At 69.0% G+C, this 26,359-nt stretch carries 24 protein-coding genes; 19 read left to right on the top strand and 5 right to left on the bottom strand.

The genetic code is table 11. The features are described from left to right. Positions 1-12: 12 nt before the first annotated feature. Positions 13-786 carry a cyclase family protein gene (locus tag ACQ260_RS02230; RefSeq protein ID WP_432557765.1) on the bottom strand — a complete coding sequence of 258 codons (774 nt, stop codon included), beginning with the start codon at positions 784-786 and terminating at the stop codon, positions 13-15. 23 nt (positions 787-809) lie between these two features. Further along, positions 810-1,793, bottom strand: coding sequence for an AraC family transcriptional regulator (locus ACQ260_RS02225; RefSeq protein ID WP_432557764.1), 984 nt, complete (start codon positions 1,791-1,793; stop codon positions 810-812). Positions 1,794-1,937: 144 nt separating this feature from the next. Between ACQ260_RS02225 and ACQ260_RS02220 the strand changes: the two genes are divergently transcribed. From ACQ260_RS02220 to ACQ260_RS02155, 14 genes are all read left to right on the top strand, one after another. Beyond that, positions 1,938-2,732: an SDR family oxidoreductase gene (locus ACQ260_RS02220; protein ID WP_432557763.1), complete on the top strand. Its 795-nt coding sequence runs from the start codon at positions 1,938-1,940 to the stop codon at positions 2,730-2,732. After that, positions 2,729-4,342, top strand: a complete 1,614-nt coding sequence (locus ACQ260_RS02215) for a flavin-containing monooxygenase (RefSeq protein WP_432557762.1) — start codon at positions 2,729-2,731, stop codon at positions 4,340-4,342. The genes ACQ260_RS02220 and ACQ260_RS02215 overlap by 4 nt, the downstream gene beginning before the upstream one ends. Continuing rightward, positions 4,339-5,949, top strand: a complete 1,611-nt coding sequence (locus ACQ260_RS02210; RefSeq protein WP_432557761.1) for a phytoene desaturase family protein — start codon at positions 4,339-4,341, stop codon at positions 5,947-5,949. The genes ACQ260_RS02215 and ACQ260_RS02210 overlap by 4 nt, the downstream gene beginning before the upstream one ends. A 175-nt stretch (positions 5,950-6,124) precedes the next feature. Then, positions 6,125-7,237, top strand: a complete 1,113-nt coding sequence (locus ACQ260_RS02205) for a ScyD/ScyE family protein (RefSeq protein ID WP_432557760.1) — start codon at positions 6,125-6,127, stop codon at positions 7,235-7,237. 279 nt (positions 7,238-7,516) lie between these two features. Continuing rightward, positions 7,517-8,659: a glutamine-hydrolyzing carbamoyl-phosphate synthase small subunit gene (gene carA / locus ACQ260_RS02200; RefSeq protein WP_432557759.1), complete on the top strand. Its 1,143-nt coding sequence runs from the start codon at positions 7,517-7,519 to the stop codon at positions 8,657-8,659. Next, positions 8,659-12,015 carry a carbamoyl-phosphate synthase large subunit gene (carB, locus tag ACQ260_RS02195; protein WP_432557758.1) on the top strand — a complete coding sequence of 1,119 codons (3,357 nt, stop codon included), beginning with the start codon at positions 8,659-8,661 and terminating at the stop codon, positions 12,013-12,015. Before carA ends, carB begins: the two co-directional genes overlap by 1 nt. After that, complete coding sequence (locus ACQ260_RS02190) at positions 12,012-13,091, top strand: quinone-dependent dihydroorotate dehydrogenase (protein ID WP_432557757.1); 1,080 nt, start codon at positions 12,012-12,014, stop codon at positions 13,089-13,091. Before carB ends, ACQ260_RS02190 begins: the two co-directional genes overlap by 4 nt. Further along, entirely contained in the window at positions 13,091-13,903 is an 813-nt protein-coding gene (gene pyrF, locus ACQ260_RS02185) for an orotidine-5'-phosphate decarboxylase (protein WP_432557756.1), read from the top strand. Before ACQ260_RS02190 ends, pyrF begins: the two co-directional genes overlap by 1 nt. Positions 13,904-13,996: 93 nt before the next feature. Beyond that, entirely contained in the window at positions 13,997-14,323 is a 327-nt protein-coding gene (mihF, locus tag ACQ260_RS02180; RefSeq protein WP_432557755.1) for an integration host factor, actinobacterial type, read from the top strand. A 9-nt stretch (positions 14,324-14,332) separates the two neighbouring features. Continuing rightward, entirely contained in the window at positions 14,333-14,983 is a 651-nt protein-coding gene (gmk, locus tag ACQ260_RS02175; RefSeq protein ID WP_432557754.1) for a guanylate kinase, read from the top strand. 11 nt (positions 14,984-14,994) lie between these two features. Further along, positions 14,995-15,321, top strand: coding sequence for a DNA-directed RNA polymerase subunit omega (gene rpoZ / locus ACQ260_RS02170; RefSeq protein ID WP_432557753.1), 327 nt, complete (start codon positions 14,995-14,997; stop codon positions 15,319-15,321). A gap of 12 nt (positions 15,322-15,333) precedes the next feature. After that, entirely contained in the window at positions 15,334-16,554 is a 1,221-nt protein-coding gene (coaBC, locus tag ACQ260_RS02165; RefSeq protein WP_432557752.1) for a bifunctional phosphopantothenoylcysteine decarboxylase/phosphopantothenate--cysteine ligase CoaBC, read from the top strand. Between the two features lie 39 nt (positions 16,555-16,593). After that, the gene (gene metK, locus ACQ260_RS02160; protein WP_432557751.1) at positions 16,594-17,787 is read left to right on the top strand and encodes a methionine adenosyltransferase; all 1,194 of its coding nucleotides are present in this window, start codon (positions 16,594-16,596) and stop codon (positions 17,785-17,787) included. Between the two features lie 4 nt (positions 17,788-17,791). Then, positions 17,792-18,508: a polysaccharide deacetylase family protein gene (locus ACQ260_RS02155; protein WP_432557750.1), complete on the top strand. Its 717-nt coding sequence runs from the start codon at positions 17,792-17,794 to the stop codon at positions 18,506-18,508. 1 nt (position 18,509) lies between these two features. On the opposite strand, the gene ACQ260_RS02150 is transcribed toward ACQ260_RS02155, so the two are convergent. Further along, on the bottom strand, positions 18,510-18,875 hold the full coding sequence (locus ACQ260_RS02150) for an RNA-binding S4 domain-containing protein (protein WP_432558350.1): 366 nt from the start codon (positions 18,873-18,875) through the stop codon (positions 18,510-18,512). 100 nt (positions 18,876-18,975) lie between these two features. On the opposite strand from ACQ260_RS02150, the gene ACQ260_RS02145 reads away from it, so the two are divergent. The 4 genes from ACQ260_RS02145 to rpe all read left to right on the top strand — a co-directional run bounded on the left by ACQ260_RS02145 (position 18,976) and on the right by rpe (position 24,025). After that, positions 18,976-20,985, top strand: a complete 2,010-nt coding sequence (locus ACQ260_RS02145; RefSeq protein WP_432557749.1) for a primosomal protein N' — start codon at positions 18,976-18,978, stop codon at positions 20,983-20,985. 30 nt (positions 20,986-21,015) lie between these two features. Then, complete coding sequence (gene fmt / locus ACQ260_RS02140) at positions 21,016-21,942, top strand: methionyl-tRNA formyltransferase (protein ID WP_432557748.1); 927 nt, start codon at positions 21,016-21,018, stop codon at positions 21,940-21,942. After that, positions 21,939-23,276 (top strand): RsmB/NOP family class I SAM-dependent RNA methyltransferase, encoded by a 1,338-nt coding sequence (locus ACQ260_RS02135; RefSeq protein WP_432557747.1) that lies wholly within the window; start codon positions 21,939-21,941, stop codon positions 23,274-23,276. The genes fmt and ACQ260_RS02135 overlap by 4 nt, the downstream gene beginning before the upstream one ends. A gap of 83 nt (positions 23,277-23,359) precedes the next feature. Beyond that, positions 23,360-24,025: a ribulose-phosphate 3-epimerase gene (gene rpe, locus ACQ260_RS02130; protein ID WP_432558349.1), complete on the top strand. Its 666-nt coding sequence runs from the start codon at positions 23,360-23,362 to the stop codon at positions 24,023-24,025. Between the two features lie 109 nt (positions 24,026-24,134). Here the strand turns inward: rpe and ACQ260_RS02125 are convergent, their stop codons facing one another. Beyond that, positions 24,135-24,323: a hypothetical protein gene (locus ACQ260_RS02125; protein WP_432557746.1), complete on the bottom strand. Its 189-nt coding sequence runs from the start codon at positions 24,321-24,323 to the stop codon at positions 24,135-24,137. A gap of 7 nt (positions 24,324-24,330) precedes the next feature. Then, positions 24,331-25,173: a PAC2 family protein gene (locus tag ACQ260_RS02120; RefSeq protein WP_432557745.1), complete on the bottom strand. Its 843-nt coding sequence runs from the start codon at positions 25,171-25,173 to the stop codon at positions 24,331-24,333. Between the two features lie 235 nt (positions 25,174-25,408). On the opposite strand from ACQ260_RS02120, the gene ACQ260_RS02115 reads away from it, so the two are divergent. Further along, positions 25,409-26,260 (top strand): PaaX family transcriptional regulator, encoded by an 852-nt coding sequence (locus ACQ260_RS02115; RefSeq protein ID WP_432557744.1) that lies wholly within the window; start codon positions 25,409-25,411, stop codon positions 26,258-26,260. Positions 26,261-26,359 lie beyond the last annotated feature (99 nt).

The following is a 26,359-nucleotide window of genomic DNA, read 5'->3' as shown; positions in this document are numbered from 1 at the left end:
GGCAACCCGCGGTCAGCGTTCGACGAGCGCCAGCACGCGCGCGGGCGAGCCCGAACCGTTGACGATGGGCAGCGGGGTGGCGACGATCATGGCGCCGGTCGTGGGCAGCTTGTCGACGTTCTTGAGCTGCGTGACGCCGTACTTTCCCGCGCCCAGCATCAAGTGGTGACACGGGAACTGCGGATCCATCGAGTGGGCGATGCCCGCATCGGTGCCGACAGTTTCAACGCCGACGCCGATGATCGGGGCCTCCTCCGCAAGCCACTTGGCGCACTCGACGGTCATGCCAGGGGAGTGCGGACCGGTTTCGGAGTTGCCGAGAGCCTCGTCCTGGTTGTAGGTGCGCGGTGCCCAGCCTGTCCGCACGATCAGCCACCCGCCCTCCGGCAGCGGTCCGTTCTCGGCCTCCCACGCCTTGATGTGGTCCACCGTCAGCAGGAAATCCACGTCCTTCTCGACCTCTGCCACCACGTCGATGACCACCAGCGGCCGGATCATCTTGGTGGGCGCGACGGACGCGATGTCCTCGAGGTCGCGACCGCTGATCCAGTGGTTCGGGGCGTCGAAGTGGGTGCCGGTGTGCTCGCCGGTGCGGAAGTTGTTCCAATACCAGCCCGGGCCCTTCTCATCGCAGTCGCTGATCACCTCGAGCTCGAAAGGCCACGTCTGACCGAACTGCGGCGGCAGCTGGAGAATCGGGGTCTCCGACGACAGCGGGGTGGTGAGGTCGATGATCTCGATCGAACCGTTGTTGAGGGCATCGGCGAGCTGGGACAGAACGGACATGGTGTTCCTTTGCGGATCGGGAGTCAGACCCGGACCGGTTCGGCCGGGCGGGCAAGAGAGTCCGACGGGTGTTCGCCGAACATCGTCTGATAATCGGCCGCGAACCGGCCGAGGTGGGTGATGCCGCACTGGCCGGCAAGCACGGTGACGGTCGTGGAGCCCGGTTCGGCCGCGAGGAGACGTTCTCGAGCCAGGCTCAGTCGGCGGCGCTTGAGCCACGCGGCCGGGGTGGTGTCCAACTCGGCGCGGAACGCGCGTTGGAGGCCGCGTACGCCCACCCCCACCGCCGCCGCGACCTCCGGCACGTTCACGGATCCGCCGAGCCGCTGCTCCATGAATGCGACCGCTCGGCGCACGGCGCTCGCGTCCCCGGCGCGGGCCTGCAGCAGCGCGCTGTGGTTGTGGGGCTGCGTCAGCAGAAGGGTGGTGAGGACGCTGCGATGCCAGTCGGCGGTCCGGGGCGCCTGCCCCTGCAGTTGATGCCAGACGGTGCGGAGTCCGTCCAGCCACGTGCGGACGCCCGGTGCGGTGAGCGGCATCGCGGCCTGGAACCGGATCGGTGCACTGGGCACCTCACCGGTCAGCATTTGGAGCTCCTCGTGCAGCGCGCGGCGTTCGATGCGGCACAGCAGGTGCGGCGCGGACTCCGACCACAGCATGTCGACCGGCTCGTTCGGGGACAGCACCGCCGCCACCGACGGCGTGGACACGAGGCGCTCCTTGCCGAGCCCGATCTGCGTCGACCCGGCCAGCGGCACCTGGATCAGATAGAAGGTTCTCAGTTCGCCGGGGGTGATCCGGACCCGGTGGCCATAGTCCAACCCGACGAGGGCGATCGGCCCGGCGTGATGGGCGCGCACCCGAACGTCGAGCCCCTGCGCGGACGGGCGCAACTGATGCGGGCAGAACAGCCGCCCGATCTCCTTGCGGGCGATGTCGACGTCGCGCGTCTGCATGCCCCGGCGGAGTGCGTCGGTCGCTTCGCGCTGGATCGCGCTGTCGCTCATCGGTTCTCCTTCGGGCACGGCGGTGTGCGTTGAGGACCACTCTAGATCCTCGATATTGCACTTGCGAGACCGTCGACAAGAAAACGCTATCTATGACGCAATTCGGATAGCCGCCCGGCAAGGCGGTGCTTAGCGTCGGGCACCATGAACAGTGAACTGACTCTTGATCCGGCGTCCCTGGCCGGCCGGACGGCCATCGTCACCGGCGGAGCCACGCTGGTCGGCCACGGTGTCGTGCGGGCGTTGCACGACCGCGGCGCGAAGGTCATCGTCGTCGACATCGATGCCGAGGGCGCACAGCCGCTGGTCGACGAACTGGGCGTACGGTTCGTCGAACTCGACATCACCGACGACACTGCCGTCGCCGGCCTGCTCGACGACCTGCCGGCCCTCGACATCCTCGTGAACCTCGCCTGCACCTATCTCGACGACGGCGCCGCCACGACCCGGCAGGACTGGTTGACCGCGTTCAACGTGAACGTCGTGTCGGCCTTGCAACTCGCCCTCGCGGCTCGTGCGAAGCTCGCCGCGTCCGGCCACGGCGCGATCGTCAACTTCACGTCGATCTCGAGCTCGGTTGCCCAGACCGGCCGCTGGGTCTATCCCGCCTGCAAGGCCACCCTCGTGCAGGTCACCCGCTCGATGGCCATGGATTTCGCGGCCGACGGGATCCGGGTCAATTCGGTCAGCCCGGGTTGGACGTGGTCGAAGGTCATGGACGCCCTCTCCGGCGGTGACCGGGACAAGACCGATCGCGTCGCGGCGCCCTTCCACCTGACCGGCCGCGTCGGTGACCCCGTCGAGGTCGGCCGCGTCGTCGCCTTCCTCGCGTCCGACGCCGCCTCCGTCGTCACGGGTGCCGACTGGGCCGCCGACGGCGGCTATTCCGCCATGGGCCCGGAACAGGCCGTGCCCGCCATCCCCAAACTCAGCGAATGAAGAGGACCACCATGAAGATCGCGATCATCGGCGCCGGCTTCGCCGGCCTCGCCGCAGGCAAGCATCTGAAGGAATTCGGCCACGACGTCACCATCTTCGAGAAGTGTCCCGACGTTGGCGGTGTCTGGAGCCGCACGCGGCGGTATCCCGGGCTCTGCACGCAGAACAACAAGGGCACCTATTATCTCTCCGACCTCAAGATGCCCGACAGCTATCCCGAGTGGCCGAGCGGGGCTCAGGTCCAGGCCTATATGGCGGGGTACGCCAGCATGTTCGGGCTCGAACCACACTTGCGCCTCGCCACCGAGGTCGTCCACGCGGACCAAGAACTGCTGAACGGCGACGTGCGCTGGACCGTCACGACGCGGCCCGTCGACGAACAGGGCGCGCCGGCCGGTGCCGAGCAGGCTGAGGAATTCGACTTCCTGGTCGTCGCCAACGGCATCTTCTCGGTGCCGTTCATCCCGAACTGGCCGGGGCGGGCCGAGTTCGAGGCGGCCGGCGGCCAAGTGCTCGCGCCGAGCGAGGTCCATGACCTGAGTGTCGTGGCAGACAAGGAACTCGTGGTCGTCGGCTATGGGAAGTCGGCCTGCGACGTCGCGGTGTCGCTGTCCGAGGGCGCGGCCACCACCATCGTGGTGGCGCGTCAGCTGCTGTGGAAGATGCCCCGGATGCTCATGGGCATGCTCAACTTCAAGCACCTCATGCTGACGCGGATGGGGGAGGGGCTCTTCGAATATCAGCACGTCAGGGGCGTCGAGCGGTTCATGCACGGTCGCGGCAAGGGCGTGACCAAGTCCATGCTCGGCAGCGTCCAGGCCATGGCGACCAAGCAACTCGGGCTGGACAAGCTCGGGCTGGTGCCGGACGGCGGCTTCGAGCGCATCGCACGCTCCACCGTGTCCCTGGTCACTGAGGGCTTCTTCGAAAAGGTTGCGACCGGTGAGCTCAAGGTCGTCCGGGACACGCTCATCAGCGAGCTCACGACGCTCGACGGCAAGCCGGCCGCACGCCTCAACAACGGCGACGTCATCCCCGCCGAGGTCATCGTGTGTGCCACCGGCTTCCGGCAGGAGGTGCCGTTCCTGTCGGCCGAGTTGCAGGACCGGATCACCGACGAGCGCGGCAACTTCGAGCTCTATCGCCAGATCCTTCCCCACGAGGTGCGGGGTCTCGCGTTCTGTGGCTACAACTCGTCGTTCTATTCGCCGCTCAGCGCGGAGGCCGCCGCGATCTGGATCGGCGCGTACCTCATGGACGAACTCAACCTCCCCAGCGTCGACGTCCGGCGCCGGCGGGTGGCCGAGAAGTTGCGGTGGATGGAGGAGCGGACCGAGGGGCATCACGCCCGCGGCACCAACATCATTCCGTTCTCGATGCACAACATCGACGAGATCCTGTCCGACATCGGTCTCGACGTCTCGCCCGCCAAGAAGGCGGAACAGTGGATGACGACGACGGAAGCCAGCGACTATCGCTCGATCCCGCAGCAGTTGATCGAGCGCCATGAACGCCGCACCGGACGCCGACTCGTGGAGCGGGACACCGACGGCTTCACGGAGCGTTCGGCGGCCAAGGCGGGCAAGGTCGCGAGCGCGGGTCAGTCGTGAGCTTCGACGCAATCGTCGTCGGCGCCGGCATCAACGGCATGGTGGCTGCCGCTGAACTGGCCGGCGCCGGCTGGCGGGTCTGCCTGGTCGACAGCCACGACCGCATCGGTGGCTTCATTGCCTCCGGCGAGATCGTCGAGCCGGGATTCGTGCACGACACGTTCTCGAGTTGGCACCCGCTGCTGCACATCGGGGCGGCGTTCGCCGATCTGGGCGCGGACCTGGCCCGCCACGGACTCGAATACCGCAACACCGACGGCGTCCTCACCGGATCGATCGGCCCGGACTCCGTCGCGGTGGCCCACCGTGACCCGGCCGCGACGGCCGCCGGCTTTGCCCGTGAAGAGGACGGAGCGGCCTATCTGGCGGCGCTCGACCGGCTCGGCGGTGATCTGGATGCGATCGGTGCCTTGCTGGGCATCGAGTTGCGGTCGCCGGCGGCCATGGCGCCCGTGCTCAAGCTGCTGCGCAGAGGCGGCCGACGCGGTCTCGAGGCCTGGGGCCGGGACACCGCGATGTCGGGCCGCAACTGGTCCGCGACGCACTTCGTCGGCACCGAGGTCGATCAAGTGTGGGCGCCGTGGTTGCTGCATGCCGGACTCAACCCGGACTCGGCCTCCGGCGGGCTCATGATGCCGCTGCTCGCGGCCACGATGCACGGGGCCGGCCTGCCTGTCGTCGCCGGCGGCGCCGGGCGGTTCGTCGCGGCGTTCGAGGGACTGCTTCGTGAACGCGGGGTCGAGATCCGCACGGGAACCACGGTCGATCGGCTCATCCTCGAGGGGAACCGGGTGGTCGGTGTGTTGGCCGGTCAGGCGCGGATCACGGCCACGCGCGCGGTGCTGGCCTCGGTCACACCGGATGTGCTCTGGAACCGGCTGCTTCCGGGACCGGGCCGCGAGACCGAACGGGCGGAGGCGTCCGCGTACCGCTTCGGCCGCGGCGCCATGCAGATCCACGTCACCCTCGATCGCCCGCTCGAATGGAGCGAACGCAGCCTGGCCGGGGCGCCGTTGGTGCACCTGTCGACCGGGTCCGGTTCGACGGGCGTCGCGTGCGCGGAGGCGAGCGCGGGCCTCCTCCCGAGGCGACCGACCGTTGCTGTCGGGCAGCAGTTCCTGCTCGATCCCGAGCGGGTGCCGGCGGGTTCCGGTCAGCTGTGGTTGCAGTTGCAGGAAGTCCCGTACGCCCCGGTCGGCGATGCCGCCGGACGGCTCGACACCCGCGGTGGGTGGACGGGGGAGTTGGTGGACGGGTACGTCGATCGGGTGCTGGAGGTGGTGGAGGAGCATGCCCCGGGGGTGCGTGCGGCCGTGCGCAAGGTCGTCGCACTCGCGCCGACCGACCTCGAGGCGTGGAATCCGAACGCCGGACGGGGCGATCCCTATGCGGGATCTGCAGAGCTCGATCAGAACCTGCTGTGGCGGCCCGGGCCGACGACTGCGCGGCACCGCACGAGTGTGCCGGGGTTGTGGCACATCGGGGCATCGACTCATCCCGGACCCGGGTTGGGCGGCGGTTCTGGCCACATCGCGGCGCAGGGCCTGATCGGGGCACACGCGCCGAGGGGGGAGCGATTCCGTCGGATCCTCGGGCGAAGCGGCTGAAGGAAGGGCGTGAGACCGGGCCCGTGAGGTGGTGAGAGATTCTCAGGAAAGTCACTTGGAATTATTCTCTAATAATCATATGGGTGTGACCTGGGTCTCTGGGACGTTGGACAAGGCCGCGTCGCGGCCGGCAGCCACTTCCCGGCAATGAAGCCGGAGCTTCCCAGGAGGAACCATGCACCGTCCGACCCGGCTCGCGCTCGCAGCCGCCACCGTCGCGGCACTGGCCGCCACCCTGTCCCCGGTCCAGTGGGCCCATGCGGCGCCGACACAGCCGGATGCCGACGGCGTCATCGCTGATGGTCTGCACAATCCCCGTCAGCTGTCCGTCGGCCCGGGGAACCGGATCTATGTCGCCGAGTCCGGGCTCGGCGGGGAGGGGCCCTGCCAGGAGGGCGCGGAGGGGCCCGCCTGCTTCGGGCTGACGGGAGCGATCACCGAGATCGACGGTGCCCGCCAGCGGCAGGTGGTGACCGGTCTGCCGTCGATCGGTGCCACCGGCCCGGCGGATGTCGATGTCCGCGGCAACAATGTGGCGATTTTGCTGGGGCTGGGCGGGGACACGGCGTTCCGATCAGGGTTCGGCGAGGCGGCCCGCACCCTCGGAACCCTGCAGGTCGGGCGGCTCGGCGGGACGCTCAGCACGGCGGCAGACCTCGCGGCCTATGAGCAGGCACACAATCCGGACGGTGTGCCGGGCCCGGATTCCAACCCGACGGGCATTCTCGCCCAGGACGCGCACAACTGGGCCGTCGTCGATGCGGGTGGCAACGACCTCGTGCAGGTGGGCAAGCGTGGCGAGCGGACGATCGCCGTGTTCCCGGGTGACCGCACTGCGCCACTGCCGTGGGATCCCAACACCAGGATTCCCTTCCAGTCGGTGCCCACCGATGTGGTGAAGGGGCCGGACGGGGCCTACTACGTCTCCGAACTCAACGGCTTTCCGGCTCCTGCCGGCGCCTCGACCATCTATCGGGTGACCCGGAGCGGCGAGCGTTCCGTCTATGCCACCGGTCTGACCAACGTCACCAGCCTCGATTTCCGAGGCAACACGTTGTTTGCCGTGCAACTGTCGGACGCCGGCTTCTATTCGCTCCCGCCCGGGGCCCTGCCGGTCGGATCCGTTCGCCGCGTGATCCCGGGTGAGACCGCCCCAGCCGCCGGGCATCCGGCCGTCGCCGAGAACCTGACCGCTCCCTATGGGATCGCGATCAGGGGCAACACGGCCTATGTGACGACGGACGTGCTGGGCCCCGCCGGCAAGGTGCGTGAGGTTGGGTTGAGGTAATTCTGCGGCGTACGGTCGCTGGACCAGCCGCTGGCCGGGTCGTTCCTTCGGGAGCGGCCCGGTCATTCCGTTTCCGGGCGGACATGAGATCCATCACACCCGTCGCTGACGGTCGTGGACTGTCACCCGGGGCGCGCACGGCTATGATCGACAGGCTGTGGCAGCCGTCGACCGGTGACGAGACGTGGCGGGGGCGATGCGCAGCCCCTGATAGTTTCGCGCGGACAACCACCAACCTTTAAGTCCTGTCCCGTGAGGCAGGAAAGGACGGTCACACACATGTCAGATTCCCAGTCCCTGAGCCCTGCCCTGCTGGTGCTCGAAGACGGCACCACCTATCGCGGCCACAGTTATGGTGCGGCGGGGGAGACCTTCGGTGAGGCGGTGTTCGTCACCGCGATGGGCGGCTATCAGGAAACGCTCACCGACCCGAGCTATCGCCGTCAGGTCGTGATCCAGACCTCGCCCCATATCGGCAACACCGGCTGGAACGAGGAGGACGACGAGTCCGCGAAGATCTGGGTGGCCGGTTATGTGGTTCGGGACGCCGCGCGCGTCTTCTCCAGCTGGCGCTCCACCAAGTCGCTCGATGCCGAGCTGACCGAGCAGGGCATCGTCGGCATCCAGGGAATCGACACCCGGGCGCTCACCCGGCACCTCCGCGAGCGCGGCACGATGCGGGTGGGCATCTCCACGGTCGAGACCGACCCACGGGCGCTGCTCGCCCGCGTGCTCGAGCAGCCCCCGATGACCGGTGCCGACCTGGTCGCCGAAGTCACCACCGCGGAGCCCTATGTCATCGGCCCCGAAGGGGACAAGCGCTTCACCGTCGCCGCGATCGATCTGGGCATCAAGTCGATGACCCCCTTCCGGATGGCCGAACGTGGCTGCGAGGTCCACGTGCTGCCCGCCTCGACGACCATCGACGAGATCCGGGCCCTCAACCCCGACGGGGTCTTCTTCTCCAATGGCCCGGGCGACCCTGCCGCCGCCGACGACGCGGTCGCGCTGCTGACCGCCGTGCTCGATGCGGGCCTGCCCTATTTCGGCATCTGCTTCGGCAACCAGATCTTCGGCCGGGCGTTGGGCTTCGGGACCTACAAGTTGAAATATGGCCACCGCGGCGTCAACCAGCCGGTGATGGATCTCAACGATCGGCGGGTGGAAATCACCGCTCACAATCATGGCTTCGCCGTGGACGCGCCACTGGACACGGACGTCCCGACCAAGTGGGGCACCGCCAGGGTCAGTCACGTCGGGCTGAACGACAACGTCGTCGAGGGCCTGGAGTTGCGCGACGACCAGGGCACCCTGAAGTCGTTCTCCGTCCAATACCACCCCGAGGCAGCCGCGGGTCCCCACGACTCCAGCTATCTCTTCGACCGCTTCGTTGACGTCATGCAGAACGGGAAGGACGCCTGATGCCTCGGCGCACAGACATCAAGTCCATCATGGTGATCGGCTCCGGGCCGATCGTGATCGGACAGGCCTGCGAGTTCGACTATTCGGGTACGCAGGCATGCCGTGTCCTGCGCGAAGAGGGGTTCCGGGTCGTCCTGGTCAACTCCAACCCGGCGACGATCATGACGGACCCGGAGTTCGCGGACGCGACCTATGTCGAGCCCATCACCCCGGAGTTCGTCGAGCGGGTCATCGCCAAGGAGCGGCCCGACGCCCTCCTCGCGACTCTCGGTGGCCAGACCGCGTTGAACGCCGCCGTGTCCCTGCACGAGAACGGGGTGCTGGAGAAATACGGCGTCGAGCTCATCGGCGCTTCGATCGAGGCCATCCAGCGCGGTGAGAACCGCGAGGAGTTCAAGGAGATCGTCCAGCAGCTCGAGGTTCCGGGCGGTCCGGCGGAGGTCGCGAAGTCGCACATCTGCCACACGATGGACGAGGTCATCGCGGCGGCGGACGATCTGGGCTATCCGGTCGTCATCCGGCCGTCCTTCACGATGGGCGGGGTGGGTTCGGGGTTTGCGTACGACGAGGCGCAACTCCGCCACATCGCAGGCAACGGTCTCGCCGCAAGCCCGGTCACCGAGGTCCTGATCGAGGAATCGATCCTCGGGTGGAAGGAATACGAGCTGGAGGTGATGCGCGACAAGGCCGACAACGTCGTCATCGTCTGCTCGATCGAGAACTTCGATCCGATGGGCGTGCACACCGGCGACTCGATCACGGTGGCCCCCGCCATGACGCTCACCGACCGCGAATATCAGCGGATGCGTGACGTCGGCATCGGCATCATCCGCGCCGTGGGCGTGGACACCGGCGGCTGCAACATCCAGTTCGCGGTCAACCCGGCCGACGGACGCATGATCGTGATCGAGATGAACCCACGCGTGTCGCGGTCCTCGGCGCTGGCCTCCAAGGCGACCGGTTTCCCGATCGCCAAGATCGCGGCGAAGGTCGCCATCGGGTACACGCTCGACGAGATCCGGAACGACATCACCGAGGAGACCCCGGCGAGCTTCGAGCCGGCCCTCGACTATGTCGTGGTGAAGGTGCCGCGCTTCGCGTTCGAGAAGTTCCCGCACGCCGACGACACCCTCACCACACACATGAAGTCCGTCGGTGAGGCCATGGCGCTCGGCCGCAACTTCACCGAGGCGCTCGGCAAGGCGCTCCGCTCGCTCGAGGATCCCCGGGCCCGGTTCGACTTCGCCGCTGCGCGCCGCGAAACGGAGGCCCGGCAGGAGGCCGGGACCCTGACCGAGTGGATCGACGAACTGCTCACCTCCGCGGCCCGTCCGCACGACGGCCGCCTGCAGGTGGTGTTCCAGTTGCTGATGGCCGGCGCGACGCCGGAGCAGGTGTTCGAGGCGACCAAGATCGATCCGTGGTTCATCGACCAGTTGGTCCTGCTCACCGAGATCGCCGACGAGCTGCTGGACGCACCCGAGCTCACCACCGACCTCCTCCGCACCGCCAAGCGGCACGGCTTTTCCGACGAGCAGATCGCGGCGGCCCGCCACATGTCGGTGGACGTCGTGCGAGGTGTTCGCTGGGCGCTGGGCGTGCGCCCCGTGTTCAAGACGGTGGACACCTGCGCGGCCGAGTTCGCGGCCAAGACGCCCTACCACTACTCGTCCTATGACTCCGAGACCGAGGTCATGCCGCGGGAGAAGCCGGCGGTCATCATCCTCGGCTCCGGGCCGAACCGGATCGGTCAGGGCATCGAGTTCGACTATTCCTGCGTGCACGCAGCCATGACGCTGCAGGACGCCGGGTTCGAGACCATCATGGTCAACTGCAACCCCGAGACTGTGTCGACCGACTACGACACCTCCGACCGGCTCTATTTCGAGCCGCTCACCCTGGAGGACGTCCTCGAGATCGTGCATGCGGAGCAGCAGGCCGGTCCGATCGCCGGTGTCATTGTGCAGTTGGGCGGGCAGACCCCGCTCAAGCTGGCGCAGGCGCTGAAGGACGCGGGTGTGCCCATCGTGGGCACCAGCCCGGAGGCGATCGATCTCGCGGAGGAGCGCGGTGCGTTCGGCCGAGTCCTGGCGGAGGCCAATCTGCCGGCACCGAAGCACGGGATGGCGTACTCCTTCGCCGAAGCCAAGCGCATCGCCACCGAGATCGGCTATCCCGTCCTGGTGCGCCCTTCCTATGTGCTGGGCGGTCGCGGCATGGAGATCGTCTATGACGACGTGGCGCTGGCGGCGTACATCGAACGTGCCACCCAGATCTCACCCGAGCACCCGGTCCTGGTGGACCGCTTCCTCGACGACGCGGTGGAGATTGACGTCGATGCCCTGTATGACGGCCACGAGCTCTATCTCGGCGGGATCATGGAGCACATCGAGGAGGCGGGCGTGCACTCGGGCGATTCCGCCTGCGCCTTGCCGGCGCTCACGCTGGGCGACAAGATCATCAACAAGATCCGCGAGTCGACCGAGGCGATCGCGCGCGGTGTGGGCGTGCGGGGACTGCTCAACATCCAGTACGCCCTGGCCGGCGACACGCTGTATGTCCTGGAGGCCAACCCCCGCGCCTCCCGCACGGTGCCGTTCGTGTCGAAGGCCACCGCGACCCAGCTCGCGAAGGCGGCGGCACGGATCATGCTGGGCGCCACGATCGCGGAGTTGCGGGCCGAAGGCATGTTGCGGTCCGGCGGGGACGGGGCCGATATCAGCAACGGCGCCCCCCTCGCGGTGAAGGAAGCCGTGATGCCGTTCAACCGCTTCCGGACCACGGAGGGCGTGTCTGTCGACACGATCCTCGGGCCGGAGATGAAGTCGACCGGCGAGGTGATGGGTCTCGCGTCGAACTTCGGCGTGGCGTTCGCGAAGAGTCAGGCGGCGGCGTACGGCAACCTCCCCAAGGAGGGCCGCATCTTCGTGTCGGCGGCGAACCGGGACAAGCGGCACGCGATCTTCCCGATCAAGAAGCTGCATGACATGGGCTTCGAGCTGCTGGCGACGTCCGGCACCGCCACAGCGCTGAAGCGCAATGGCGTCCCGGTCACCCCGGTCCGCAAGCACACCCAGGGGCCCGGGCCCGACGGTGAGCCCACCATCGTGCAGTTGATCGAAGCGGGCGACGTCGACCTGATCTTCAACACTCCGCACGGTGCGAGCTCGGCCGACGGCGCACCGCGGGCGGACGGCTATGAGATCCGGACCGCTGCGGTCCGGCACGACATCCCCTGCATCACCACCGTCCAAGGCCTGTCCGCGGCGGTCCAGGGGATCGAGGCTCTGATCGCCGGCGACGTCGATGTGATGTCCCTGCAGGACTGGGCCGAGCACATCGGGGGCGGGGCGTGACCGCTGGTCTTCGGACCCGTGTTCTGGCCGCGGGCTATGGACGGCTGCTGCGACCTGTGCTGTTCCGGCTTGGCGGCGGCGACCCCGAGGTCGCCCACGAGCGGACGCTGGCTGCCGCGCAGACCCTCGCGCGCGTACGCCCGCTCCGTGCCGCTGCCGCCGGCCTGCACGTCCGCGGCACCTCCAGGCGCGTTGCCGGCATCGACTTCCCCGGCCCGGTCGGCCTGGCCGCGGGGCTCGACAAGTTCGGTGTCGGCGTCCACGCCTGGGGCGCGCTGGGCTTCTCCCACGTCGAGCTGGGCACGGTGACCGCGCACGCGCAGCCGGGCAACGACCAGCCTCGACTGTTCCGGGCGCGGGAATCCCGCGGGATCATCAACCGGATGGGCTTCAACAACCCCGGTGCTGCCGCGCTGGCGGCCACGCTCGAGCGCGCGGGCGTGCGCCGGGGGAACCGAGCGGCCGGGATCCCGATCGGCATCTCGCTCGGGAAATCCAAGGTGACTCCACTCGCCGAGGCGACCGGTGACTACCTGACCTCGTTCGGGCTGCTGGCCCCGCACGCCGACTATGTCGCGGTGAACGTCTCGAGCCCGAACACCCCCGGGCTGCGGAGCCTCCAGGACGCGGACGCACTGCAGCAACTGGTGGCCGCCCTCGTGACGGCGGCGCGGAGTTTCGATGCCACCGACCCGGTGCCTGTGTTCGTCAAGGTGGCCCCGGACCTCACGTTCGACGCGCTCGAGGACGTGCTGTCGGTCTGCACCGCCGCCGGCGCCGGCGGCCTGATCGCGACCAACACCACCCTGTCCCGCGACGGACTGGTCGGCGCGGACCGGGCCCTCGCCGACGAAGCGGGCGGTCTGTCAGGTGCCCCGCTGACCGCGCGAGCTCGAGAGGTGGTCGGTTGGCTCGCCGCCCGCACAGAGCTCCCGATCATCGGCGTGGGGGGCATCATGAGCGGCGATGACGCATTGGCGATGATGGACGCGGGGGCGGCGCTGATCCAGCTCTACACCGGCTATGTCTATCGCGGTCCCGCACTGGTCAATGAGATCAACGAGAGGGCCCGCTGATGACCGATTTCGGACCGCGCCTCGCCGAGCAGCTCGCCACCCGCGGACGGCTGTGCGTCGGAGTCGACCCACATCCACAACTGCTGCAGGACTGGGGGCTCACCGCCGATGTCGCGGGGCTGGCGGAGTGTGTGCGCGGCATGGTCGACGCCCTCGGCGACCTAGTGGCAGTTTTCAAACCCCAGAGTGCCCTGTTCGAGGCGTTCGGCTCGGCCGGCATCGGGGTCCTCGAACGCTTCCTTGCCGCCGCAGACAAGGCCGGTGCCATGGTGATCATGGACGCCAAACGCGGTGACATCGGTTCGACGATGGCCGGCTACGCGCGGGCGTACCTGTCGAACGACTCCCCGCTCGCCGCCGACGCCCTCACGGTGAGCCCCTATCTCGGGTTCGGGTCGCTGACGCCCGCGATCCAACTGGCTGAGGCCACCGGTCGCGGGCTTTATGTGCTGTGCCGCACGTCGAATCCGGAAGGCAGCCAGGTCCAACTGGCCGATGCCGGTGGGCGGAGTGTGGCACAGCTGATGGTCGACGAGGTCAACGCCGCCAATGCCGGTCGTGACCCGGGACCGTTCGGGTTGGTGATCGGGGGTACGCTGCCCGGCCTCGACGTCGATCTCACCCGCTTCACCGGCTCGATCCTGGTGCCGGGCATCGGCGCCCAGGGCGGCACCATCGACGGGCTCACTGCGTTGTTCGGCTCCGCGACCGATCGCGTCCTGCCCACTTCGAGCCGCGGCATCATGGGCGCCGGGCCCAATCCGGACGCGCTTCGCCGTGCGGTCACCGATGCCCTCACCGAGGTGAGCTGACGGAAGTCCACGCGTGCAGTCGGAAGTCTGACGGCGGGACGGAAACCCGCTAGGTTGAGTCCGACAGTCCGAGAACAACCCGGGGAGGTGGCCGTGCCGATTCCGCCACTGAGCGACGAGCAGTTGCGCCAGGCGCGCGAGGCCGCCACGGCGGCCCGCCGACGCCGGGCCGAGGTCAAGGAGAGCCTGCGCGCCGGCCGCCTGACGCTCTCGGACGTCATCGAGCTCGCCGAAAGCGACGACGTCGTGGCCCACACCAAGGTCGTCGACGTGTTGAAATGCCTCCCGCGGGTGGGGGAGAAGCGCGCGGCCGAGGTCATGACCCGGCTGGATATTGCGGCCAACCGCCGCCTGCGCGGCCTGGGCCCGCACCAGATTGCGAGCCTGCGCGCCGAGTTCGCCCCCAAACAGAAGGGCTGAACCACCCCGATGACCGACCGCACGACCCCGGCCGTGCCGCGCGTGACCGTGGTGTCCGGCCCGACTGCGGTCGGCAAGGGCACCGTGGTTGCGGCAGCGTTGGCCCGACATCCCGAGATCTGGCTGTCCACTTCGGCCACCACCCGCGCCCCACGGCCGGGAGAGGTCGACGGGCAGCATTATCACTTCGTGAGCAGCGAGGAGTTCGACGACCTCATCGCCGCCAACGGACTCCTTGAATGGGCGCTGGTGCACGGCACCGACCGTTATGGCACGCCGCGCGCGCCGGTTGAGGCGGCACTCGCGGCCGGTCGCTGCGTCCTGCTGGAGATCGAGCTGCAGGGCGCCCGCCAAGTTCGGCGCAACCTGCCCGACGCCCAGTTCGTCTTCATCGCCCCGCCCAGTTGGGACGAACTCGTGCGCAGGCTGGAGCACCGCGGGACCGAGACGACCTCCCAGCGGGAGCGACGGCTGGTCACCGCGCGGGCCGAGATGGCCGCTCAGGCGGAGTTCGACCACGTCCTGGTCAACGACGATGTCGAGCTGGCGGTTGATGAACTGATAGGCTTGCTGGGATTGTGTCCGCCGGCTCAGGCGCAGGCGCGCGAACAAGCCGCGCCCGATGCCCGTGCGACGGACGAAAACCTGCCATCGACTTGAGAAGGCCTGCATTGACCACGAATCCCGCTCCCGGCATCACCAATCCTCCGATCGACGACCTCCTGACTCGGGTGGACTCGAAATATCGGCTGGTGCTGTTCGCCGCCAAGCGTGCTCGCCAGATCAACGCCTATTACTCCCAGCTCGGCGAAGGCCTGTTGGAGAACGTCGGGCCGCTGGTCGACACCGGCATCCAGGAGAAGCCCCTATCGATCGCCCTGCGCGAGGTGAACGCCGGCGTGCTCGAGTGCCATGACATCGATCCGAACGCCGTGCCGGAGACCCCCCTCGACGATTTCAGCGACCCGACCTTCGGGGACCCCGAGTTCCCCGCCTGAGCGGGTTGACGAATGAGCCGCATCGTCCTGGGTGTGGCCGGCGGTATTGCTGCGTACAAGGCCTGTGAGCTGCTGCGCCGTTTCACCGAGGCCGGCCATGATGTGACCGTCGTCCCGACCGCTGCCGCGCTCAACTTCGTGGGCCTCACCACGTGGCAGGCGCTGTCGGGCAATCCGGTGCACACAGAGGTGTTCGACGACAGCCACGAGGTCCGGCACGTGAAGCTCGGCCAGACCGCCGATCTCGTGGTGGTCGCTCCGGCGACCGCGGACCTGTTGGCACGCGCCGCCACCGGCCGTGCCGATGACCTGCTGACGAACACGCTCTTGACGGCCCATTGCCCGGTCCTGATGGCACCGGCGATGCACACGGAGATGTGGCTGCACCCGGCCACGCAGGCGAACGCCGCCACCCTGCGCGAGCGGGGCGTGGTGGTCATGAACCCGGCGTCCGGCCGACTCACTGGCGCGGACACCGGGCCCGGTCGACTGCCGGAGGCGAGCGATATCCACCAGGTCGCGCTGAGCCTGCTCGGTCACACCGACACCGCCGCCTCGGCCGCCGGCCAGGACTTGGCCGGGCGACACGTCGTGGTGAGTGCGGGCGGCACCCGGGAACACCTCGACCCGGTTCGCTTCCTCGGCAACGCGTCCTCCGGCCTCATGGGGCTGTCGATCGCCCGCGCCGCGGCGCTGCGCGGCGCTCGAGTCACGGTCGTTGCCGCCCACGTCGAGCATCCGGTCCCCAGCGGCTGCGAGGTCCGCCAGGTCACCAGCACTGGTGATTTGGCCGACGCCATGACCGAGCTGAGCCCGTCCGCGGACGTGATCGTCATGGCGGTGGCCGCCGCCGACTTCACTCCCGCTTCGCGGGCCGAGGGCAAGATCAAGAAGACGTCGGAGTCCTCGGGCCTCAACGTCGATCTCGTCCAGACCACCGACGTCCTCAAGACGCTCGCACACAACCGCCCTCGACCCCAGGTCATCGTGGGGTTCGCGGCGGAGACGGCTGTCGACGACGAGGACCTCCTGCGGCTGGGCCGGGCCAAGCTCGACCGCAAGGGCTGCGACCTGCTGGTGCTCAACAACGTGAGTGGTGGCAAAGTGTTCGGCGCGGATGACAACAGCATCAAGGTGATCTCGCCCGACGCCGTGGTGGCCGAGGCCGAGGGGTCGAAGACCGTGGTCGCTCATCGCATCCTGGATGCGGCGCTTGCCGTGTCCCCACGCTGACCTGTCAGCCATCCCCCGCGCAAGACTGGAAGGAAACCCGTGAGCACACGCCTGTTCACCTCCGAATCCGTGACCGAGGGTCATCCGGACAAGATCGCCGACGCCATCAGCGACACCATCCTCGACGAGATGTTGCGGCAGGATCCCGAGTCGCGGGTCGCCGTCGAGACACTCGTGACGACGGGCCTGGTGGTGGTGGCCGGTGAGGTGACCACGGAGGCGTACGCAGAGATTCCGCACCTCGTCCGCGACAAGATCCTCGAGATCGGCTATGACTCCTCGCACAAGTCCTTCGACGGTGCCTCCTGCGGAGTCCAGGTCTCGATCGGGCAGCAGTCCCCGGACATCGCTCAGGGCGTCGACACGGCGCTCGAGGAGCGGCTGCAGGAGTCCGTGGACGAGTTCGACCTGCAGGGCGCGGGTGACCAGGGCCTGATGTTCGGCTATGCGTGCGACGACACTGCATCGCTGATGCCGCTGCCGATCGACCTCGCCCATCGCCTCGCCGAACGGCTCACCGCGGTGCGCAAGGAGGGCGTGATGCCTTATCTGCGGCCGGACGGCAAGACTCAGGTCACGATCGAATACGACGGCGATCGGCCCGTGCGACTGGACACGGTCGTCGTGTCCTGCCAGCACGCCCCGGACATCGATCTGGACGCGATGCTCGCCCCCGACGTGCGCGAACTGGTCATCGAGCCGGTGCTGGCCGATTTCGACCTCGCACATCACGACTATCGCTCGCTGGTGAACCCGACCGGGAAGTTCGTCATCGGTGGCCCCATGGGCGATGCCGGACTGACCGGGCGAAAGATCATCGTCGACACCTATGGCGGCATGGCGCGCCACGGCGGCGGCGCGATGTCGGGCAAGGATCCGTCGAAGGTGGACCGGTCGGCGTCGTACGCGATGCGCTGGGTCGCCAAGAACGTCGTCGCGTCCGGGCTGGCGCGGCGGTGTGAGGTGCAGGTGGCGTACGCGATCGGCCGCGCCCATCCGGTGGGGTTCTATCTCGAGTGCTTCGGCACCGAGCAGGTCCCGGTCGGGCAGATCTCCGACGCTGTGCTCGCGACCTTCGACCTGCGGCCCGCGGCGATCGGTGCGTCGCTGAACCTCAAGCGGCCGATCTATGCTGCGACGTCGGCGTACGGCCACTTCGGCCGCGACCTCCCCGAGTTCACCTGGGAGGCCACCGACCGGGCCGACGTGCTCGCCCGGACCGTCAAGGGCTGATCCCGTGCGTCGCCGGCTGCCGGCCATCGCCGCGTTGCTTCTCGCAGCGGTGCTGGTGCTGGGGGCCGGGGCGTACAAGCTCGTGAACTCCCGGACCGTTCAGATCGCGGGAGAGCTCGTGGCGCGCGTGAACACCACCGAGAAGGTCGTGGCGCTGACATTCGACGACGGCCCGACGGGCCGGGTCACCGACGCGATTCTGCGGACGCTCGCTGAGCACGATGTGCCGGCGACCTTCTTCGTCGTCGGGGAATCGGTGGCGGCCGATCCGCGATCGGCCCGGGCGATCGTGGCGGGCGGGCACCAGCTGGCGAACCATTCCTGGAGCCACCCCCGCATGGTCCTGCTCGGTCGGGAGAAGATCGCGCAGGAGATCGAACGGACGGACGCGGCGATCCGCGAGGCCGGCTATGACGGCCCGATCGAGTTCCGACCGCCGTTCGGAAAGAAGCTGGTCGGGCTGCCGCGCTATCTCCATCAGCACGACCGCCGCACGATCATGTGGGACGTCGCGGTCGAGGACTATTCCGGCGGTCCGCCGCAGTCGACCGACGACCTGGTGCGGTTGACGGTCGAGGGCGTGCGCCCCGGGTCGATCGTGTTGCTGCACCCGTGGCAGGGGCGTACGCCGACTCAGGCGGCGATCGAGCCGGTGATCGAGGAACTCAAGGGCCGGGGCTATCGCTTCGTCACCGTCGAGCAGTTGCTGGCGCTGCGCTGACTCAGTCGGCCACCGGTCGTCCGCGCAGCCGGTCGAGGGCCCGGCGGTCCTTCTTGGTCGGGCGCCCGGCGCCGCGATCACGACGAGCCACGGGCGTCGAGAGGTGGGCGGGCCGTTCGGGTGAATGGTCGACGTAGCACTGCACGGCGATCGGCGCCCCGACCCGCTTGGTGATCAGCTGGGTGACCTCGAACTCCCGGGTCCAGCCCGGCTGTCGCCACGTCACGCGGTCGCCGACCTTGACCTGCTGGGCCGGCTTGACCGGGTTGTCGTTCAGGCGGATGTGGCCACCCTTGCAGGCACTCGTGGCCGCCGAGCGGGTCTTGAACAACCGCACCGACCACAGCCACACGTCGAGTCGTGCCACGTCGCCCCTTTCGTCGAGGCCTCCGTTATACACCCGACCGTCGTCGGCGGCGTCGGATCGACGAGCGGGATTGTCGGAGGGTCCTTCTAGGATCGCGACCATGTCCGATGCATTGATTCCGCCCGATGCGCTGGCCCCTGGCGAGGGCCGACCGATCGCGCGCGTAGCGGTGGATATGCCTTTGCCGCATCTGGACCGCCTGTTCGACTATCTGGTGCCGGACCGGTTCGTGGCCCAGGCCCAACCGGGAGTCCGGGTGAGGGTGAGGTTCGCGGGCCAGTTGCGGGACGGGTTCATCCTCGAGCTGGGGGAGGAGAGCGATCCGTTGCGGACCCTCTCACCGCTCGAGCGGGTCGTGTCGGCGGAGCCGGTGCTCAGGCCCGAGGTGGCCGAGCTGATCCGTGCGGTCGCGGACCACTATGCGGGGAGCTTCGCCGACGTCATGCGCCTCGCGGTGCCGCCCCGCCACGCCGCGACGGAAAAGGCGGACCCGCCGGACCGTCAGGAGCCACTGGTGGACGACGTGCGGGTGACACCCTTCGACTACTATCCGACCGGCCCCGAGTTCCTGACGGCGTTGGCGCGCGGCGATTCACCGCGGGCGGCGTGGCAGGTCGCCCCGACCGCCGGGCCGGCGGGGGACTGGGTGGGCGGGTTCGTCGAGGCCGCCCGGGCGACCCTCGACTCGGGGCGGGGCGTGCTCCTCATCGTGCCGGATGCACGGGACCTTGCCCGGCTCGCGGCGGCCTGCACTGAGCGGTTCGGTGAGTCGTCGTTCGTCACCCTCAGCGCGGAGGACGGCCCGGCGGTCCGCTATCGGTCGTTCCTCGCAGTGTCCCGGGGACACGTGCGGTTGGTGCTGGGGACGCGGGCGGCTGCGTACGCTCCGGTCCACAAGCTCGGCCTCGTCGGACTCTGGGACGACGGTGACGACCTCCACAGCGAGCCCCGGGCGCCCTATCCGCACGTGCGCGAGGTCCTGGCGCTGCGGGCGGGCATCGCACGCTGCGCGGCCCTGTTCGCGGCCCGACACCGCACGTGCGAGGTCGAACAACTCATCGAGCGCGACTGGCTCCGCCCGCTCGCCCTCGCCCCGGGACCGCAGCGCCGCGTCGCACCCGCCGTCCGGTTGGCCGCCGACACCGACTGGGAGCTCGAGCGGGATCCGCTCGCCCACTCGGTCCGGCTGCCGCGCCAGGTTTTCGAGGTGATCCGTGCCGGTCTGGCCGCCGGACCGGTGCTCGTCCAGGTGCCGAGGGCGGGCTATCTCGTGGTCCTCGTGTGTGCGGACTGCCGTGCACCTGTGGAGTGCCCGCACTGCCATGGCCCGATCCGGGCTGGGTCCGCGCATGCGGCCTGCGACTGGTGCGCGCGTCCGGTCACCGGATGGCGGTGTCCGGAATGTTCGGGCACCAACTGGCGCGCCCCCGTCGTCGGTGCCGCCCGCACCGCTGAGGAGCTCGGCCAGGCATTCCGCGGGACGAAGGTGATCCAGTCCGCCGCCGACCGGGTCGTCGACACGGTCGGTCCCGAGCCGGCGCTGGTCATCGCCACTCCGGGAGCCGAGCCGCTCGCGGACACCGGCTATGCGGCGGCCGTCCTCCTGGACGCCGAACTCCTGCTTACGCGGATCGATCTGCGCGCGAGCGAGGAGGCTCACCGGCGTTGGCTGAACGCGATCGGACTTGTGAGGCCTGGGGCCGAGCACGGTACGGTCATCGCGGTCGGGCCGACGGACGCGGTGGCGCTGCAGGCCCTCGTCCGGGGCGATCCCGCGGGATTCGCACACCGTGAGTTGCGGGACCGGGCAGACGCCGGTGTCACACCGGCGACCAAGATGATCACGGTCGAGGGACCGCTCACCGCGCTCGGAGAGTTCGGCGCGGCTGTGGGCCACGCCAACGGGCTCACCGGTCTGCACATCTGGGGGCCGGTCGAGCTGCCCAAGCCCGCGCATGCGGAGGAGGCCATCGGTCGGCTCATCCTGCGTGCACCATCGGATGAAGCACACGCGTTTGTCCAGACCGTCCGGGACACCGTCGCGATCCGCTCGGCCAAGAAGCTGCCCGGCGCCCTGCGGGTCCGCGTCGACCCCATCGACTTCGACTGACACCGGAGCGGGATGGTTAGACTCCCGAGGGTGCGTCTTGTCTTTGCCGGCACTCCCGAGGTGGCCGTCCCCAGTCTCAATGCTCTCGCCGCCTCCGGGCACGAGGTCGTCGCGGTGGTGACGCGACCGGACGCGCCGGCCGGTCGCGGCAAGCGGCTCGTGGCCAGCCCGGTCGCCCAGCGCGCCGAGGAACTCGGCATCGAGGTGCTCAAGCCCGGCCATCCGCGCGAGGCCGACTTCCAGCAGCGCCTCGCCGCGCTCGAGCCGGACTGCTGTCCGGTCGTCGCCTATGGCGCGATCCTCCCGAGCGCGGTGCTGGAGATCCCGCGGCACGGCTGGGTCAACCTGCACTTCTCACTGCTGCCGCGCTGGCGCGGCGCCGCTCCCGTGCAGCGGGCGATCATGGCCGGTGACGCCGAAACGGGCGCCTGCGTGTTCGACATCGTTCCCGAATTGGACGCGGGGGACGTCTATGCCGAACTCCGAACGCCCATCGCTGCGAACGAGACCGCCGGTGACCTGCTGACCCGTCTCGCCGACGAGGGTGCCGGTTTGCTGACCGGCGTGATGGATGAGCTGGCCGCAGGGACCGCAGTCGCAACGCCCCAGCCGGCCGAGGGGGTCACCGTGGCACCCAAGCTGACCGTGGCCGAGGCAGAGGTCAACTGGGCGGCGACCGACGAGGAGGTCGACCGGCGGATCCGGGGGTGCACGCCGGCGCCCGGTGCGTGGACGACCTTCCGCGGTGAACGGTTCAAGATCCTCCGTGCCCATCCCGCCGGCGGCGCCCCGCTCGATCCCGGCGTCATCAACGCAGCCAAACAGTGGCTGCAGGTCGGCACGGGGTCCCGGCCGCTCGAGCTCGACGTGGTGCAGCCGTTCGGCAAAAAGGCGATGAAGGCGGCCGACTGGGCCCGTGGCGTCGAGCTCGCTCCCGGCGAGCGGTTCGGGGCATGAGCCGCGGCGGACCTCGAGCGCACCGCGGGAGATCACCGCGGCGGCGACGGGTGGACGCGGCTCGGCGAGCAGCCTTCGACGCGCTGCGGGCGGTGACGGCGCATGACGGGTACGCCAACCTCGTCGGCCCTGCTCTCTTCGCCGAGCGGCGCCTGGACGACCGCGACGCCGCGTTCGCGACCGAGTTGCTGCACGGCACCTGTCGTCATCTGGGCACGTATGACCGGATCATCGAAGCCGCCGGCGGACGCAGCTTGTCGAGCTTGCAGGCGGCCATTGTCGACGTGCTCCGCCTCGGGGCCCACCAACTCCTGGGGATGCGCGTGCCGAGCCATGCGGCGGTCGCGGCCACGGTCGATCTCGCCGGTGCCGCGGTCGGCGAGCACACGACCGGATTGGCGAACGCGATCACCCGCCGCATCGACGCGCACGACCTCGACGGCTGGCTGACGATCCTGTCCTCGGGACTGGACAGCCGCGACAGGCTGGCCCTGCGCACGCACCATCCTCGCTGGATCGTCGATGCTCTCGCCGATGTGCTGCCGGCGGAGGAGCTGGAGGCCGCGTTGGCCGCCAACAACGAGCGCCCGGTCACCGCCCTCGCGATCCGACCGGGGCTGGCGACCGCCGCCGAGTTGGTGGGTGCCGGGGCGACCGCGCACCCGGACGTGCCGACCGCGGCGATGGTGACCGGACACCCTGGCCGGTTCGCGGCGGTCCGTGAGGGCCGTGCCGGCGTCCAGGACCCGGGCTCCCAGCGCGTTGCCCTCCGGCTGGCCGAAATCGAGGCTACGGACGGGCCGTGGCTCGACCTGTGCGCCGGTCCCGGCGGCAAGGCCGCGCTCCTGGCCGGCCTTGCGATCGACCAGGGCACGTGGTTGTTGGCGTCAGAGCTGCAGCCCCATCGAGCGGTGCTGGTCGGGCAGGCGGTGCGGGCGTACGCGGGCAGACACGCGCCCCTCGTGATCGCCGCCGATGGCACCCGGCCGGCTTGGCCGGACTCGACGTTCGCCCGGGTCATGGCTGATGTGCCGTGCACCGGGCTCGGGGCGCTGCGTCGGCGGCCGGAAGCGCGCTGGCGGCGTACTCCCGACGACCTCGACACACTCGTCCCGCTCCAACGACGGCTGCTGGACAGCGCGATCAATGCCGCGCGGCCCGGCGGGATCGTCTCCTATGTGACCTGCTCACCGCACCGCCGTGAGACCGTCGAGATCGTCGACGCCGTCCTCGCCGATCGTGACGATGTCGAACGCATCGGTCCCGACGTGCAGTTGTGGCCGCACCGGGACGGCACTGACGCCATGTTTCAGGCACTGTTGCGTCGGCGCTGACCCCGGCCCTCACCCATCCGGGTGAACCGGCGTTCATGCCGGGGTCGTGAGGCGGAGCGTGCACTAGGCTCCCGGGCGTGGGAATGCGCATCCATCCGAGTCTGTTGTCCGCCGATTTCGCGAACTTCCAGCGCGACATCGAGGCGATCCCGTCCTCCGACGGCCTGCATCTCGACGTGATGGACTATCACTTCGTGCCGAACCTGACATTCGGGCTGCCGGTGGTCGAGGCCATCCGCAAGGTGACCGATCATCATCTCGACATGCACCTGATGATCGCCGACCCGGACCGCTGGGCGCCGGCATACGCGGAGGCGGGCTGCCAGTCCGTCACCTTCCACGTCGAGGCCTGCAAGGCACCAGTGCGGCTCGCGCGGGAACTGCGGTCACTCGGCGCTCGGGCGTCGATGGGGCTGAAGCCGCAGACGGACATCCTGCCCTATGCGGACTTGCTGCCCGAGCTGGACATGATCCTGATCATGACCGTCGAGCCCGGGTTCGGAGGGCAGAAGTTCCTGGACATCATGCTGCCGAAGGTCCGTCGCACCCGGGAGCTGGTCAAGAAGTCCGGACTGGACATCTGGATCCAGATTGATGGCGGGGTCTCGGAGGCGACGATCGATCAGTGCATCGAGGCCGGTGCGGACGTGTTCGTTGCGGGATCGGCGGTCTTCGGGGCGGATGACCCCGACGCCATGATCCGTCAGCTGCGCGACCGGGCCGAGGAACTGGGCGGCCACTGCCACTGAGGGGTGCGCTCGGCGGGTCGTCGGCATCCGCTCCCTGAGATGTCCCCACCCACGGGGTGCGATGTCGGTGAGCGGGATGGTGCCGGTCTGGTTGGTACATCTCAGGGGGTCAGAGCGACGAGAACGCCCCGATGAAGCCGCCGATCCAGACGCCACCGAGACCCACGCCCACGAGGACGAATCCCTTGCGTCGGCGGGGGCTGCCGGCGGGGGACCCGGACACCAACAGGATCCCCGCGAGACCGGTCAACAGACCGATCACGAGCATGCCGAAGCCGACGAGCATTCCTGTGTTCACTCGGGCCTCACTGATCGCCGCGACGGCGGAGATAACGCTGGAACTCCGCGGCAATCGCGTCGCCGGTTGCCTCGGGCAGCTCGGCTTCATCCTGATCTGCCTCCAGAGAGGCGACATAGCCGGCGAGCTCGGGATCGTCGTTGATCAACTCGGCGACACCACGATCCCACGCCCGGACCAGTTCCGGCAGATCACCGAGATCGATGCTGAGATCGGTGAGGTCCTCGATCCGACCGAGCAGTGCCTGAGTGGCGCGGGGGTGAGGAGGCTGGGCCACGTAATGGGGGACCGCCGCCCACAGGCTGATGGTGTCGAACCCCGCCTCATGGCAATGATCCGCCATGATGCCGGTCATTCCCGTGGGACCTTCATAGGTCGGCATATCCAGCCCGAGTCGCTCGGCCAGCTCTGGGTCGGCACTGGTCCGGGTCACCGGAACCGGACGCGTGTGGGCGTTGTCGGCCAATAGCGCACCGAGGCAGAGCACCAACGACGGTCGGGCGGAGCGCAGGACGGAGATGAGCGAGGTCGCGTACGAACGCCATCTCAGGTTCGGCTCCGGACCCGTGATGAGGACCAACTCGCGACCGCTCAGCTCCCCGATCCACACATCCGTGCTCGGCCACTCGATGACACGTCCGCTGCCACGTGGGCGCCGGACAGCCGGACGGTGCACCTGGAAGTCATAGAAGTCGTCCGAGTCCAGGCTGAACACCCGGGTCGCGTCGCTCAGATCGAGCAGGTGGCCGAGCGCGTCGGTCGCCGCGGATCCGGCGTCGTTCCACCCGCTGAACGCGAGGACGGCGATGGGATCGTGGAGGTCGCGCAGTGAGCGCTGTGCGTCAGCCATGGGCTCAAGGATAGTGGGGGCTCGCGTGACCGTTCCTGATCGCCCAGCTCTGCTTGGGCCTCCTCTGCGTCGAGTTGCGCAGCAAAATCGAGGCGGACTCGGCGGCCCCTCGGAGTGCGATGACCTTAACCCACGGATGTTGCGGCGTCACTACCATCGAAAAAGTTACGCCATAGGGAATCCGGCCTCCAGGTTCGAACTCCGTTGGCGAAAGCGAGCGCTAGTCTCTGGGCGCATGACGATCGCTGACTCCGTGGTGGAACCGACCGATGCGCCGGCGGGTCCCCGGAATCAGCATTTGATCGTTTCGATCTTCGGCCTGTACGCGCGCCAGCGCGGCGGGCTGCTCGCGGTCGCGGATCTGATTCGGCTGCTCGGGGATCTGGGCGCCGAGGGGGCCGCGGTGCGTTCGGCCGTCTCGCGACTCAAGAAGCGCGGTCTGCTGGCGAGTGTGCGGGTGGACGGGGTGGCGAGCTATGCGATGTCCGACGATCTGGCGCGCATCCTGGCCGACGGCGACAGCCGCATCTTCGAGCCGCGGCGAGCGGAGGTGGGGGACCCCTGGCTGCTGGCCGCGTTCAGCGTGCCCGAGTCGGAGCGCCATCTGCGGCACCGCATCCGGACCATGCTCACCAAGCGCGGGTTCGGCTCCGTCACCCCAGGCCTCTGGATCGCGCCGGCCTGGCTGTTCGAGTCGGCCTGGAACGGGCTGCTCGATGACGGGCTCGAGGGCTATGTGCACTTCTTCCGGGCAGAGCCGCTCGGCACTGCGGACCTCGCCGAGCGCGTGCGCAACGCGTGGAACCTCCCGGCGCTCGAGGCGCTCTATCGCGAGTTCGTCGATGCCTATGAGCCGGTGCTCGCGGCTTGGCCCGCCGGCGGCCCCGAGCCCTCCCCGCTGGAGGCCTTCCGGATCTTCGTCCCGCTGGTCACCGAGTGGCGCCGCTTGCCCTATCTCGACCCGGGCCTGCCCCTTGCGTACCTTCCGGACCCCTGGCCGGGGCAGGTGGCCGCTGACCTCTTCGCCCGTTTGCTGGCCCGATTCGAGGGGCCTGCGGCTGAGCACGCCGGCGCGGTCCTGCGCTGACCGGCTATCCACTTCACGACACCTCGTCTACGCATTTCTAGACGATCGTCGGAAAGGCGGCATATGCTGGACGACGTCTTGTGTTCGAGAGGTCCGACC

It is taken from the genome of Ammonicoccus luteus (assembly GCF_050880385.1).
GTDB lineage: Bacteria > Actinomycetota > Actinomycetes > Propionibacteriales > Propionibacteriaceae > Enemella.
Note: the sequence above shows the minus strand (reverse complement) of the source record. Positions and strands in the feature narration are given on the sequence as shown.

What these genes read in the sequence shown, in the direction of transcription:
- ACQ260_RS02230 (WP_432557765.1), bottom strand. Translation starts at nt 786, where the DNA reads ATGTCCGTTCTGTCCCAGCTCGCCGATGCCCTCAACAACGGTTCGATC.
- rpe (WP_432558349.1), top strand. Translation starts at nt 23,360, where the DNA reads ATGCGCATCCATCCGAGTCTGTTGTCCGCCGATTTCGCGAACTTCCAG.
- ACQ260_RS02115 (WP_432557744.1), top strand. Translation starts at nt 25,409, where the DNA reads ATGACGATCGCTGACTCCGTGGTGGAACCGACCGATGCGCCGGCGGGT.
- coaBC (WP_432557752.1), top strand. Translation starts at nt 15,334, where the DNA reads ATGAGCCGCATCGTCCTGGGTGTGGCCGGCGGTATTGCTGCGTACAAG.
- carA (WP_432557759.1), top strand. Translation starts at nt 7,517, where the DNA reads ATGTCAGATTCCCAGTCCCTGAGCCCTGCCCTGCTGGTGCTCGAAGAC.
- carB (WP_432557758.1), top strand. Translation starts at nt 8,659, where the DNA reads ATGCCTCGGCGCACAGACATCAAGTCCATCATGGTGATCGGCTCCGGG.
- ACQ260_RS02205 (WP_432557760.1), top strand. Translation starts at nt 6,125, where the DNA reads ATGCACCGTCCGACCCGGCTCGCGCTCGCAGCCGCCACCGTCGCGGCA.
- ACQ260_RS02225 (WP_432557764.1), bottom strand. Translation starts at nt 1,793, where the DNA reads ATGAGCGACAGCGCGATCCAGCGCGAAGCGACCGACGCACTCCGCCGG.
- ACQ260_RS02220 (WP_432557763.1), top strand. Translation starts at nt 1,938, where the DNA reads ATGAACAGTGAACTGACTCTTGATCCGGCGTCCCTGGCCGGCCGGACG.
- ACQ260_RS02145 (WP_432557749.1), top strand. Translation starts at nt 18,976, where the DNA reads ATGTCCGATGCATTGATTCCGCCCGATGCGCTGGCCCCTGGCGAGGGC.
- ACQ260_RS02120 (WP_432557745.1), bottom strand. Translation starts at nt 25,173, where the DNA reads ATGGCTGACGCACAGCGCTCACTGCGCGACCTCCACGATCCCATCGCC.
- ACQ260_RS02135 (WP_432557747.1), top strand. Translation starts at nt 21,939, where the DNA reads ATGAGCCGCGGCGGACCTCGAGCGCACCGCGGGAGATCACCGCGGCGG.
- pyrF (WP_432557756.1), top strand. Translation starts at nt 13,091, where the DNA reads ATGACCGATTTCGGACCGCGCCTCGCCGAGCAGCTCGCCACCCGCGGA.
- gmk (WP_432557754.1), top strand. Translation starts at nt 14,333, where the DNA reads ATGACCGACCGCACGACCCCGGCCGTGCCGCGCGTGACCGTGGTGTCC.
- ACQ260_RS02215 (WP_432557762.1), top strand. Translation starts at nt 2,729, where the DNA reads ATGAAGAGGACCACCATGAAGATCGCGATCATCGGCGCCGGCTTCGCC.